At 37.1% G+C, this 13,336-nt stretch carries 13 protein-coding genes; 4 read left to right on the forward strand and 9 right to left on the reverse strand.

Annotation, left to right across the window (positions count from 1 at the left end):
* Positions 1-146 precede the first annotated feature (146 nt).
* The gene (locus tag AB1K81_RS08800) at positions 147-938 is read right to left on the reverse strand and encodes an RDD family protein (RefSeq protein WP_412976289.1); all 792 of its coding nucleotides are present in this window, start codon (positions 936-938) and stop codon (positions 147-149) included.
* Between the two features lie 78 nt (positions 939-1,016).
* Here AB1K81_RS08800 and AB1K81_RS08805 point away from each other — a divergent pair, with 78 nt between their 5' ends.
* A complete protein-coding gene (locus AB1K81_RS08805) occupies positions 1,017-1,994 on the forward strand; it encodes a stage II sporulation protein M (protein ID WP_412976290.1) in 978 nt (325 codons plus the stop codon).
* On the opposite strand, the gene AB1K81_RS08810 is transcribed toward AB1K81_RS08805, so the two are convergent.
* From AB1K81_RS08810 to AB1K81_RS08835, 6 genes are all read right to left on the reverse strand, one after another.
* Positions 1,972-3,330 carry a DUF58 domain-containing protein gene (locus tag AB1K81_RS08810; RefSeq protein WP_412976291.1) on the reverse strand — a complete coding sequence of 453 codons (1,359 nt, stop codon included), beginning with the start codon at positions 3,328-3,330 and terminating at the stop codon, positions 1,972-1,974. The genes AB1K81_RS08805 and AB1K81_RS08810 overlap by 23 nt on opposite strands.
* Complete coding sequence (locus tag AB1K81_RS08815; protein ID WP_412976292.1) at positions 3,281-4,210, reverse strand: AAA family ATPase; 930 nt, start codon at positions 4,208-4,210, stop codon at positions 3,281-3,283. The genes AB1K81_RS08810 and AB1K81_RS08815 overlap by 50 nt, the downstream gene beginning before the upstream one ends.
* Positions 4,207-5,331 (reverse strand): DUF4350 domain-containing protein, encoded by a 1,125-nt coding sequence (locus AB1K81_RS08820; protein ID WP_412976293.1) that lies wholly within the window; start codon positions 5,329-5,331, stop codon positions 4,207-4,209. Before AB1K81_RS08820 ends, AB1K81_RS08815 begins: the two co-directional genes overlap by 4 nt.
* Positions 5,332-5,346: 15 nt before the next feature.
* Entirely contained in the window at positions 5,347-5,991 is a 645-nt protein-coding gene (locus AB1K81_RS08825) for a DUF4129 domain-containing protein (protein ID WP_412976294.1), read from the reverse strand.
* A 24-nt stretch (positions 5,992-6,015) separates the two neighbouring features.
* Positions 6,016-6,930 carry a hypothetical protein gene (locus tag AB1K81_RS08830; protein WP_412976295.1) on the reverse strand — a complete coding sequence of 305 codons (915 nt, stop codon included), beginning with the start codon at positions 6,928-6,930 and terminating at the stop codon, positions 6,016-6,018.
* Positions 6,931-7,129: 199 nt separating this feature from the next.
* Positions 7,130-7,906, reverse strand: a complete 777-nt coding sequence (locus tag AB1K81_RS08835) for a 3-hydroxybutyrate dehydrogenase (RefSeq protein WP_412976296.1) — start codon at positions 7,904-7,906, stop codon at positions 7,130-7,132.
* A gap of 151 nt (positions 7,907-8,057) precedes the next feature.
* Between AB1K81_RS08835 and AB1K81_RS08840 the strand changes: the two genes are divergently transcribed.
* Entirely contained in the window at positions 8,058-8,894 is an 837-nt protein-coding gene (locus AB1K81_RS08840; protein WP_412976297.1) for an N-acetylmuramoyl-L-alanine amidase family protein, read from the forward strand.
* Positions 8,895-8,941: 47 nt separating this feature from the next.
* On the opposite strand, the gene AB1K81_RS08845 is transcribed toward AB1K81_RS08840, so the two are convergent.
* On the reverse strand, positions 8,942-9,409 hold the full coding sequence (locus tag AB1K81_RS08845) for a GyrI-like domain-containing protein (RefSeq protein ID WP_412976298.1): 468 nt from the start codon (positions 9,407-9,409) through the stop codon (positions 8,942-8,944).
* 57 nt (positions 9,410-9,466) lie between these two features.
* Positions 9,467-10,498 (reverse strand): MerR family transcriptional regulator, encoded by a 1,032-nt coding sequence (locus tag AB1K81_RS08850; RefSeq protein ID WP_412976299.1) that lies wholly within the window; start codon positions 10,496-10,498, stop codon positions 9,467-9,469.
* Positions 10,499-10,618: 120 nt separating this feature from the next.
* On the opposite strand from AB1K81_RS08850, the gene AB1K81_RS08855 reads away from it, so the two are divergent.
* Both AB1K81_RS08855 and AB1K81_RS08860 read left to right on the forward strand, forming a co-directional pair.
* Complete coding sequence (locus AB1K81_RS08855) at positions 10,619-11,869, forward strand: hypothetical protein (RefSeq protein ID WP_412976300.1); 1,251 nt, start codon at positions 10,619-10,621, stop codon at positions 11,867-11,869.
* Positions 11,870-12,454: 585 nt separating this feature from the next.
* Positions 12,455-13,330 carry a TerC family protein gene (locus AB1K81_RS08860; protein ID WP_412976301.1) on the forward strand — a complete coding sequence of 292 codons (876 nt, stop codon included), beginning with the start codon at positions 12,455-12,457 and terminating at the stop codon, positions 13,328-13,330.
* Positions 13,331-13,336: the final 6 nt, after the last annotated feature.

Raw genomic sequence — 13,336 nt, forward strand, 5'->3', positions numbered from 1 at the left:
TGGTGAGCCTCCTCGTGCTAACGCACTTGCGGGGTCTCACCGATGCCTTTCCTCCCGCTGGAGTCTCCGTATATTTCCGGTGCTAGTATGGTGAATCATCCGGCTTTACTTCTGTACAATTTTGTTATGTCCCAGCCTCTATTTTTTTATAATTCATACTCCCACTCATCCCGAGCTATTAAATAAAGTGTAAGGAGGATATTTTCTTGTTCGGTAAAATGCTTACCACCAATTTCAATTCCTACTTTAGGAAAAAGCTTTTCAGCTAAATATTTAGTTAGCCGCATTCTTTCGGTTAGTTTGACGTTCAGGAATTTTCTACTATAGGCTTTTAATAATTCCCATTCTTTATCTCCTAAAGATTTTATTGCCCACTCCTCTAATTGGAGACTTTCTTTCGTTAGGCCACGTCTTTTAATTTCTTTATCAATTCTAGAAGTCTTTTCTTTTTTTGCTCTTCGTTCATGAACGACAATCGTGCCCGCGACAATATCGCCGAGTCGTTTATGCTTAGAATGGAAGAAGATGAAAATCATCCCTACGAAATAAGCAGATGGAAGCATATCGATAATGCGAAGTAGGTTTCGGATTAAACTGGATAAAAGGGTGAGGCTATGTCCATTTTCTTGGATAGCTCGAATTCCTACCCACTTTTTACCGAGCGTTTTTCCGCTGAAGAAATATTCACATACAAAGAAGTAACCCCAATTAATAAAAAATATAACCGCAATGGCGATCGCAATTGGTAGCCACGAATCCGCAAAGTAAAATGCATTGGAGAGGTTTGTCATCACTAAAACAAGATAGATTAGTATATTCGTTATAATAAGAAGAAGTTGATCAATAAGCATAGCTGCTCCGCGACTACCTAATCCTGCTACCTGATATTGAAGGGAAACGAATTCGGGTGTTTTTATATCGATTTGATCTTGGTACATTCTAAATCCCCCTGTTGATGTTTCGCTATTCTATAATTATACTTAATGTAATGATTATTCGGAAAGAAGGTTCTGCTTTTGGATATTAAACAATTTATTAAGCTCCATCGTGAGGATTGGAAAGAGCTTGAGCACTATATAACACTATTAAGTAAAAGTAGAAAACATATATCGAGTGCAACTATTTCAGAGTTTGACCGTCTATATCAGAAAGTAAGTCAGCATTTATCCTATAGCCAAACCTATTTCCCAGATGATGATGTTACCTTTTACATAAATGAGCTTGTTGGTAAATCTCATAATCTACTATATAAAAATCAAGTGACTAGTGGTAAACAAATTCGTGATTTTTTCACAAAAAAGTTTGTTGGTCTATTATTTGAGCAATGGAAGTTTATTATCACTGCTGCCTTCTTATTTTTTATCGGTGGTCTTGCTGGATTTCTTGCAATTATGGAGGACCCACTACATTTATACTCTGTTTTACCTTCTGATGTATCACAAAATGTTGATCCAGAACGTTTAGGTGAAGGTCATGATGCTGTTGATTCTTCGCTTATGTCCGCTGAAATTATGACCAATAATATTCAAGTTGCCATCTTAGCATTTGCTAGTGGGATTACCTTTGGTCTTTTGACTGTTTATTTAATGGTATATAACGGACTCCTCGTTGGTGCGCTAGCTGGGCTATTTTGGCATTATGATATGTCTTATGAATTCTGGGCTTATATCGTACCACATGGGATGATTGAATTAACGGCAATTTTCATCGCTGGTGGTGCTGGACTTCTTATGGGCTATAAGCTTTTTGTACCTGGTTCTTACTCCAGAGCCTACCAGTTAAAATATCACGGGAAACGGTCCGTCCAGCTCTTTCTCGGTACCGTTCCACTATTTGTGATTGCGGGTATCATTGAAGGCTTTATTACGCCAGCCTCTATCTCACTGGAAGCAAAATATATTGTTGCAGGAATTACCGTCATTGGTATGATTGCATATACCGCGTTAGGTAACGTATTACTTAATCAAAAGCCTAAAGTAGGCCTTGATTCATAATTTGGATGTATTGGGAGACGGCATCAGTTGCTAGCCGCTCTTCCTTTGCTTCTACCATCAAAAATCCTTGTTTTTCCCATTTTGCCTTTTGACGCTTCTTATATAGAATCTGTTGTTGGGCAACACCTTTAATCATCGCTTGATTAACATCATTTATTTCTGTTTTTGCCCGTTCCACTAGCAATTCATCTTGTACCGTTATTAATAAGAATAAATGACGCTTCTTAATTCCTTCAAAGTAAAACAAGGTCCGGTCTTCCTGAAGGAATGTTTGCATATCACTAAATAATAAAATTAAGCTGCGCTTTTTCTGTACGGCTTGTAAGTAGTTTAATGCTTGTAGATAATTAGACTCTGAAGCATCTACCTTCACGTTATATACAGCATCTAGTATTTTAGTAAGCTGCGCCATTCCTTTATCTGGTGGGACAAAGACAGATACTTGTTTAGAAAAAGCAATGACTCCAACATAGTCCCCATTTCCGAGTGCTGCAGCAGCCACTGTAATCGAAGCCTCGAGTGCCTTTTCTAAACGATTAGACTTTTTAAGCTCGGCTCCCATCATACGACCACAATCGATTAACAGCATCACGTGCTTCCCGTGTTCAGGTTCAAATTCGTTTGTCATCACTGCTTGTAATTTAGCCGTCTGACGCCAATTAATTTTTCTAGGGTCATCCCCTACTACATAATTTCGAATTTGCGAAAATTCACCTACACCACTTTTTCGTTTCCGAACTTTCATTCCTTCATGCATTAGGTAGTGTTGGGCGTCTTCCAAATACTTCTTCGTCTCCGTTAAATCTGGAATTACCTTGACCTCATCTACTATGGTTACTGCGGTTTGTTTTTGCCATAGTCCGAGAGAGCTAGTGAACCGAGCGTATAGTTTTTCTAATGGATATAAACCACGAACAGGAGCAACTATATCATAAGTCGCGGTCACCTTCTCTGAACCAGGCACCTCTATTTCCAAAGGAAAATTCGCCCTAAAAGATTGTGGTATTCCATCAATTAATACGATATGACAATTTTGAGTAGCATGATTTTCTATCTCGATCGCAACCTCATAAGGTAGACCTCTTTCCAGTTGCTTCGTTATGTTTCGTTTAAAAACTAGTTGGCTACGTTTTGGTGTGAACAAGACGTCTACTAAACTAATAAGCAAGAACACTATATTTATCAATATGACGGATATCCAGGATGAGCCACCAAGTGTTAACAACGTAACCATTAACGATATGACAGCATATCCGATAAGAAATTTTCGAGTTGGAACAATCCCTCTATCTTGGAACAGGAACCGATCCCACAAGTTCTTCAATAACTTGGTCAAGTGTAACTCCCTCCAATTCCATATGTGGAGATAGCTGAATACGGTGTCTTAGTGCAGGTTTTGCAACCATTTTTACATCGTCTGGTGTAACATAGTCTCGGTCAGATAAATATGCCCAAGCTCTTGCCACCTTACCTAATGCAATTGCTGCACGAGTACTTGCTCCAAACCTGATAGATTCGGATTCTCTTGTACGACGAACAATTTGCATAATATAAGCTAATACTTCTTCACTTAATGTAACAGCCGCAATCTCATTACGAATGGAAAGGAAGGTTTCCATATCTATAACCGATTGAACTTCCTCAAACAAGCTCTTATCTTCCAATACATGTAATAAAACCTTTGTCTCCTCTTCCAAAGAAGGAAACTGAATGTGTAATTTTAGTAGAAATCGGTCCTGTTGAGCTTCTGGAAGTGGATACGTTCCTTCAAATTCTATCGGATTTTGTGTAGCTACAACAAAGAACACGTTTGGTAGTGGGTAGGTTTCTCCTTGGATTGTAACTTGTTTTTCTTCCATCGCTTCTAAAAGTGCAGCTTGTGTTTTCGCTGGAGTACGGTTAATTTCATCCGCTAATAATACATTTGCAAAAATTGGTCCTTTTAATGTTTGGAATGAACTATCTTTCATATTGTAAATCGTACTTCCAGTAATATCACTAGGTAGTAAGTCTGGTGTAAATTGAATTCGGTTAAATTCGCCACCTAAAAGATTTGCTAGTGTCTTTACCATTTGTGTTTTACCAGTTCCAGGCACCCCTTCTAATAGTACATGCCCGCCTGACAATATAGCTGATAATAACAGACGTAGATTAGTAGATTGACCTAAAATACGTTTTTCATAGTTTTCGATTAAGGATGTTAACTCACTTCTCATCCTAACTCCACCTCTTTCCGTAAACGATCAATACGTTTTGACCATAATAAGTATTCTTGCTTTGTTACTTCATGTTTTTGTAGTACTGCATCTATTTCGAGTAAGAAGGAATTTAACTCCTCCTCCTTCATCATCGGTAACTTTAGCGATAGTTGCTCCTTCAAATCCTTCCAGTCCTTTTGGTAGGAAATCCCCCATTTTTCCCGAAGGATTAAGCGTAAGTACTCAGCCTGATCGTTTAATGATTCGATATAAGCTTTGCCTTTTTTATACCATGCAGCAAGTGCTGTTATTCGCTCATCACTATAGCGAACGTACTCTTCTCTTAGAACTCTAATTGGTCCAAACCGCTTGCCCTTATACCATAACCAAAGTAACGTAAATAGGATAAGCTGGATAGATGCTACTAGTAACCACATTGGATAAATGTCGGTAATAGACTGTGAGGCTGTGGAACGATGTGAATATTCATCGAAACGTATGCTGCTCCAGTTCTCCTCTTCCATTAAGCTAAATAGGACGTTTAGGTTTTCTGCTTCTACTATATATTGGTTCGTCACCCAATCTGGTGAGTTTACCGCAATAAGATTCCCATTACCATAAGCTCTCTTTATAGCTACGACTCCTTGATCGTCCTCTAATATAACTTCATCTTCACTACTTGGTAATATTCGCATTTCGGAAAACATCGTCGTTTCAAATATTGCTCCGTATTTATCTTCTATTACTACAGTATCTTCTGTTGGAGTCGCATATGTGGTACTAATTTGAAACATACCTTCTAAATTATTTTTCAATAAAAGAATCGTATTTCCCGCTTCCATAAAAGAAATATAGTCATTCATAATTCTTTGTTCGGAAATTAAAGAAGGTTCAACCATGATGAGAAGCTGATTATCACTATTTTTCAACTTACTAGGTACTCCTTCAAACCGATCAACGGAATCCACTTCTTCATTTAAATATGTATAAAAGCCTTTCACCCCTAATGGTGATGGGGATGTCGATAAGTAAGGTGGGTATTCCTTAAGCTGGTTTGCACTTAAAAAATAGCTTAATGTAACAAAAATTAATAGTACTACTAAGAGCAAGACCCACGTCTTCTTTATTGATTTTTGCAATATCGAGTGCCTCCCTTAGCCTTCTACCTTTTCTTGATCTGGTTCCGTAATCCACTTCATAATGGAATTTTTATACGAAACATAGGACGCTTTATTTACTTGTTGTTCCCCGTAAACAACTGCATCAAAGATACTCGCAAGCTTATAAAAGTTTTCTGCTCTATCGTTTTCTAGCTGTTTGATTTCCTCATAATACTCCCAGTTGGTTTTCCAGATGCGTGCTTCTACAAAACCTTTTTCATGGAAATTTAGTAGTAGCGCTAAAAATAAATGTCTAGTTGCAAGCTGGAGATTCTCATCTCCCTCGTTCTTACTAGCTTCAGACAAATGATCAAGGTATGTCCAATTCTTTTCCTCTTTCGTATAAAGAGATTTGCGTTCCTGATAATATAGCTTCCTCCGATAAGATCGCACAAGGAAAAAAACAGCACTTACTACTAAAATAATGACCACAACCGTCATGATAACCATTACACCTGTCGCCAACCCATTTGCTGGTGCTAAAGAGCCAAATACCTTACCAAGAAGCTCTTCTAACCATTCCAATACAGAGTCCCACCATCGTTCTATGAAATTACGATTATCCTCATAATAAATCTGGTATTCGTCAGTATGGATTATTTTTTCTATTTTATCTCTTGCTTGATCCAAATCAGTCATATTCATCACCTTAAAAGTTTAAGCTTATGCTTTAGGAGTATCATAGTCTTCAATCATATCCATTAAGTCATCACCATCATTACGAAGCTTTAAGTCAAAATAGATTAAACCATATCCTACGGAAAAGAGCATTGTTGTAATCATCGTAATGATATTGAGTAGCACCGTATATAACACACTATAGCCAAATAGCATCGTTAAAATCATTTCAAATACGGAGCTAATAATGATTGCAATCAGACCAATCACTACGATTAACCCAAAAGTACGCCAAAAGTTTCTTCTCGTTAGATCCCAACTTCTTCCAAGTCCTGGGGCACATCGTTCAAATACAACAGCTGGTAAGTACAATCCCCATCTTGTTAAAAGATAAGCAATAACAGCTGCAGCCCCAAGAAATAAAACTACACCAAATGTTATGCCTACTACTGGACTAAACACTGCCCCTATCGAAGAAATTATCGTAATAATTAATATTGGGAAGAAAATTAAGCCAAACACGATAACACCGAATAATAAAGAACTAGCAAAGATCGGCCAAAATCTACTAAATGCTTTTTTAATAACCGTACCTGCTGTAAATTCTTCTCCTTTTCTAATCGCTTTAATTGCTAAAATAACTGCCGCCTGTGCAATTGGATATAGCACTATCGTTGCAAGACCACTAACTATCGTACCTAAATCTTCAGCTATTGTTGTCGTTCCATACAACGCCTCATCTACTGTATTCGTAAGTTGCTCTAAGAAGGAGCCACCACTTGCCACATCTCGTATAAGACCAGATCCCCCTATTAATGAAATAAGTGCTTCTAATAATACAATAGGACCTACTACTATTAAAAAAATAAGAAAGAACGTAGCAAAGTGATTTTTACTAATTCTAAACGTAAGGTCTAGCACTGAACCAAAGCTCTGTGGTGTAGATGATTTATCTTTCATATGTATCCCCCTAAAATTGAAAAGATGAAATATTTTACATATACTATTTATTTTAACATTAATAGTAAATTTATTGAGAATTAATTGTTTGTAAAATTCTGTTTGAGTGGTGATAATTAATATTTATAATTACAATTGAGTCTCTACTAAAAACAATCCACATCACTAATAAAATGAAATGGATTGTTTAAGTCTAGTATTATTGCGCGGTGTAGCCTCCATCTAGTACTGCTGCTTGGCCGGTTATGCCTTTTGCTTTGTCGCTTGCTAGAAATATAGCGTAGTTGGCTATTTCTTCCACGTCTAGTAGTCGCTTTTGGGGAACGAGTGGGTAGATTACTTCTTCTAGTACTTGTTCTAGTGGGACGTTTCGTGTCTTCGCCAAATCTTCTAACTGATTTCGAACAAGTGGTGTGTCCACATACCCTGGACATATTGCATTTACCGTGATGCCTTCTTCAGCGCCTTCTAAAGCACTTACCTTTGTTAGCCCAATTAAGCCGTGCTTTGCGCTATTATACGCTGCTTTACCTGCAAAACCAATTAACCCATTTATGGACGCCATATTAATAATCCGTCCACTTCCCTGTTGTTTCATCAATGGAAATACATGCTTTGTAGCGATAAAAGGGCCGACTAACATGATTTTAATCATGCGTTCAAATGTTTCTGTCGGGAAATCTTCAATTCTGGATACATGCTGCATCCCGGCATTATTGATTAGAACATCTAACCGACCATATTCCTCTATTGACTGATCAATTGCGTCTTTTATTTCCGTTTCACTAGTGACATTACACTTCTTAGCCGAAACTTCAAGTCCCGTTTTCTTAAGATCCGATACTACTTGATGAAGTTTTGGTTTATTCATATCCGAAAATATTACTTTTGCACCATGCTTAGCAAACTCCGTTCCAATTGTATATCCAATACCACTTGCTGCTCCTGTTATAAATACTACTTTATTTTCAACCATCTTCATCCCCCTAGAAAGTTTTCCAAAAATCTATCCTTACCATTTCTCTCTAGACGGTGAAAAGTCCTGCCAATATAATGCAGAAAAAATTTGTTTAAATTTAGCGATTTAAGGAAAATCTTACATTGGAATACTTTTTAAGGAGTCTATCATGAAATATAGCAAATGTCTTATTTTATTTAGTACGTTTTTGTTTTTGTTTTTCTTTTCGTTTTCTTTACAAGCTCATGCAGAAATCTATGAAGTAGAAGTAGATTGGTTAAATATGCGAAGTGAGCCAACAACTACTGCCTCCATTGTTGGAAGGCTATCTCATGGCAATAAAGTTTCTATCTTTCAAAAAAGAAATGGTTGGGTTCAAACTTACTATAATGGGGAAAAAGTATGGGTAGCTGCACGACATTTAGCTCCTGCTCATGAGGAGAAAGTTTTTCTTGCAGAAGGATTATTATCCGGATATACGATTGTCATTGACCCTGGTCACGGTGGAAAGGACCCTGGAGCAATTGGGCATAATGGCGTATTGGAAAAAAACTTAATTTTGGAAACATCTTTAAAAATAGCGAAGGCTCTAGAGGATAATGGAGCTAAGGTGATTTTAACGAGGGCAGATGATTCCTTTGTCACGTTAAGCGATCGAGTTTTTATTAGTAATCAAAATTCAACCGATGCTTTTATCAGTATTCATTTCAATGCATTTGACGCTGACTATGTTGGTGGTATCAATACGTATTATCACATGAATGGCAAAAGGCTTGCCAATGAAATTCAGATGGCACTTTCTAAAGAGGTTCCTTTGAAAAATCGAGGAGTCATTCAGCATGATTATCGGGTGCTTCGAGATAATAAATATCCTGCTGTATTACTTGAACTGGGCTTCATAACGAATACAGCAGAATTAGCAACCTTACAAACGGATGATTACAAAGATAAAGTTGCCAGAGCGATTTCAATAGCTTTAATTAGCTATTTTTGGAATCAAAGATAAAGAGATGTCTCAAATAGGGAATCTTCCCTCTAAGACATCTCTTTCGATTATTTAATCGGAATATTTATGATTAATCTTGGTCGTTCATTGATTGGATGATAACCTGCTGGGTAAATTTCTAGATGTTCTAACGACGCTTTCTCATCTACATTGTACCCATTTTCTTCAATCCACTCATACACTTTCGTATAGGAATCACCAACATTTTCTTCTTCACTATGCTTATAAGTTGCATACGTCAAACCAGGAACTGTAATTCGTTCCATTCCGTCTGGGAGTTCCCCAACAGAATCTAGAACTTTACAGCAAAGATAGTATGTAAAACCTTCCGCTGAAACATCATAAGAAATACCGAAAACTGATGACGTATCTGTACCATTAGGTAGTTCCTCTAATCTCTCACGGAATTGTTGCATAAAAGTCCGAATCTCTCCAGCCTGAGCTTGCTTAAATGTACCTTCCCAGCGCACACCAATTGCATCAAAACTCACTCGCTCCGTTACCGTGATCTCCATCTTCTTCACTCCAGTGATATTTTATTTCTTTTATACTAACCTTGCATTTAGAATATTTCAACTATAAATACAGATTATTCCTAATATGTCGTTTAGTTGTTTGGTTTCTACTTTATAGCCATTTTCTTTTATCCATTCCACTAGTAGCGACTTATCGGCATAGTACTCATCCTCTATTGCGTCAATTGCAATACGATTACCCGATTTTTCAAATCCTTCTAGAACTACTTTGCGGTGGGTTTCATCTGCAAACATTAAATCGGCAATGCAGATTTGACCATGTGGCTTTAACACGCGAATCATTTCGGCTAAGGCAAGCAGCTTCTCCTCATCAGGAAGATGATGTAACGCATAGCTTGAAACAATGGCATCTACCGATTGATCTAATAATGGTAAAGCGTGGAAATGTCCTTTTCGTGTCTCTATTTCTGGATGCTTTTCTCTACATATTTCAAGCATTTTTTCAGATTGATCAATTCCTATAACCTTATTACCATTAGTTAAAAATCTAGAACCTAAATTCCCTGTCCCAATTCCGATATCTACAATAGTACTATTTGGCTCCAAACGGACTTTTTCAACTACTAAACTAAGTGCTTCATCATAGCCCTCATGTACATTAAAGATATGTCCTTCTTTTTTAATATGGTCATCATAATCTATTGCTTGTTCATCGAAATTCCAACGGTCATGCCATTTATTCCGAATCTCCTTCATATTTTTTAAATGATTGGCCAGTTGATGAATGGCTTCGAACGAATTGGGTGCAGTAGATTTTTCTAACATTTGATCAATTGTTTCAATCATGTCACGCATCTCTAACCACTGTTCAAAAAGTGCTGAACGTTGGATATCAAGATATTGTGTAATACTTAATTCTGGATTATCTAGTATCGTTTTTATATCTCTTATAGAAACTCCTATTTCTCTTAACGCTAAAATAGTACTCAGTCTATAAAGATCCGTTTCTGAAAAATCACGATATTGGTTGCTTTTATCTTTTTTCGGTGTGATTAACCCTTTCTCTTCATAGAATCGTAATGCCTTTGGTGTTGTATTTAAAAACTTTGCGACTTCTTTAATTTTCAACGTGACCGCTCCCTTCCCCTTCACTATAAACGTTACCCTTAGGGGAAGGTAAAGACTTTTTTTAAAAATAATTTCATCTCTGTTATAATGTTAGCGAATCCGACAAAGTGAGGGATAAGAATGAACGAGCAAATAAAAGAGATTGCTGAGACGGTTCAAGAAAAATATGGACTTGATCAATATGTTTTAAAAAGAAATCATATTTATATGGAAAAGAGTTTAGATAGTCAAACAAATTACATACTTTCACTAGAGTTATTCCCTAAAGAACATGCTGAAGGCGAAGGAGATTATAATCCAGCAGGAACGGCCGTCATAGAAATGAACCTTCATACGAAAGAGCTGAAGCAAATTATTTTTGTAAACAACGTATCCTTTGCAAGTGGTGATGGGTTTCCTTCTCCTGAAATCGAGGATGTGATCGAATGGGTAGAAGAAACGACTGGGATGATGTTCGGAAGACAATTTAAACTTGTCCATGAAGACGAGACAGATTTTGCTTTCCAGGCAACTGTAGATAATATGGAGGTTGCACCAACTGGTCATATTGAATTAACTTATAATGATGACAAGCAACTAACGCAATTTTCCATTGATGGTGTGTTCCCGTCAGAAGAAGATGTAGAATGGGAGCCATTTTCTTTAACAAAAGATGATTGCATAGAAGAGATTAAGCAGCATTTAGCGTTAATAGAAACGCCAATCGAGGTAGAAGAAAAATGGATGAAGCTTTGGACCTTTAAGCCTTTTTACATCCGAAATGATAAAACCAAGATTATTTTACCCGAAGCTGTTTATCAATTAGATACGTATAAAGATTTTCATTTAAAGTTAGAATGGAATGAACCTATTGAAAGAAAATTCGACCCTATGGAAATTGATTTTTCAACGGAGATTACGTATGAAGATGCCGTGGCAAAAAAACAGATTAAGCATTTGACCGATAAAGAAGTACAAGCATGTGTAGAGGAAACGCGAGACTTTTTAAGTAGTTTATATCCGGATGATTCCGGTAAATGGACACTTACTGGTATGTACCCAGAAAAGGATTTTATTATTTCTGAGCTTAAAACTGAATCTCTGAAAGCATTAGAGCGCAAAATCAAAATTATTATTCACCGAGAAAGCTTGAAAACAGCTAATTACTGGGACAGTAAGTTTCTTTTAGAGGTCTTTGAATCGTATACAGGGGCAGAGGAAGCTAAAATTGCGGAAGATGAAGCATTTGAAAAAATGATTAGCCATATTACCGTTACACCTGTTTATGTAAAGGAAGCTAATTCTGATCAATACTATCTTTGTGGAAAAGTAGATTGTGATGTAGTCTTGGATAGTGCGACTGGGGAAGTTATTGGAATAGATGATCTTTAGTTTGGTGCGTTTGGAGGTATCTGTTACCTTTTGGATGTGCTTTTCTCGGGATAAGGGCTTAGACAGCTGTTGTCAGTTACCTTATAAAAATGCTTTTCCTGGATAAGGACTTAGACGACCGTTTCTTGGTACCTTTTTATGCTGTTGTTTCCGATAATTGGGCTTAGAGCAATATTATCGTTTCTTTTTTCATCGGCTAAAATCCGAAAAGAGGCCAGAGAACTCTCTCCCCTATTTTTTAACTACCATTCCATTATTTACATTTGTTTAAGTGGGTACTCTTTGAATACAAAGAGGGTAAACTTCTAAAACTAACCATAGGTAAGGGCACTCACCCATTAACAAGACAATTTATTGACAGATTTTCGAATTAATGATTAAATTAAAATATAATTTCAAAGGGGAGTAGCTTTAACAGTTATGTCGTCATTTCAGAGTATCTTGTATACTCTCGGCATTTCTGGCAACTCGGTGTTGTTAGCAAGACCTTTGCCGACTTGGTAAAGGTCTATTCTTTTTTAGAGGCCTTTACCATGTCAGGTGGTTAAGACCTCTATTTTTTATGTTGGAAGGGAGAAATTTTACGTGGAGTCAATTTGGTTAGAGTATGCCTGGACCCTATTAATTTTAATTGGGCTAGAAGGTATATTGTCTGCTGACAACGCACTCGTTTTAGCAGTTATCGCAAAACATTTACCAGAAGATCAGAAGAAAAAAGCTATTAACTATGGTATTTTTATGGCGTTTCTATTCCGATTCGCAGCACTATTTGCTATATCTTTTATAGCTAATGTATGGCAGGTGCAAGCAATCGGTGCCGCTTATTTAATTTATTTAGGTTTAAAACATGTTATTCAAGATCACTTTGCAAAAGATAAAGGGGATAAGAAGGAAGCTGAGAAGGAATCTGCTGGTAAGGGTTTCTGGCCAACTGTAGGTAAAATTGGTTTAGCTGACCTTGCATTTGCTATCGATTCTATCCTAGCTGCGGTTGCACTTGCAATCGTTCTGCCAGAAACTGGCCTAGGTCACTTCGGTGGAATGGATACAGGACAATTCCTAATTGTTGTATTAGCCGGTATCGCCGGATTAATCTTAATTAAATTTGCAGCCGGATGGTTTGTTCAACTGTTGGATAAAAAACCTGGACTGGAAACAGTCGCTTATCTGATTGTTGCTTGGGTCGGGGTGAAATTAGCTGTTATTACTTTAAGTCATGACAGAGTACACATCCTACCACATGAATTCCCACATAGTACTGGATGGACAGTTGCTTTCTGGGGAGTACTACTTGCAATAGCCATTATCGGTTGGTTTGTGTCTGGTAAATCAGATGAGAATGTAGAAAACGGAGATAGTGAAGTAGTCGAAGAAGTTAAAGATGATGTAGTAAACGAAGAGAATGAAGAGAACAAAAATAATAAAGAAGTTTCAAATGAAGGTTCATCATCTGAAACATAAAATATC

Origin of the sequence: Ornithinibacillus jepli (assembly GCF_047228935.1) — a bacterium.
Lineage (GTDB): Bacteria > Bacillota > Bacilli > Bacillales > Amphibacillaceae > Ornithinibacillus.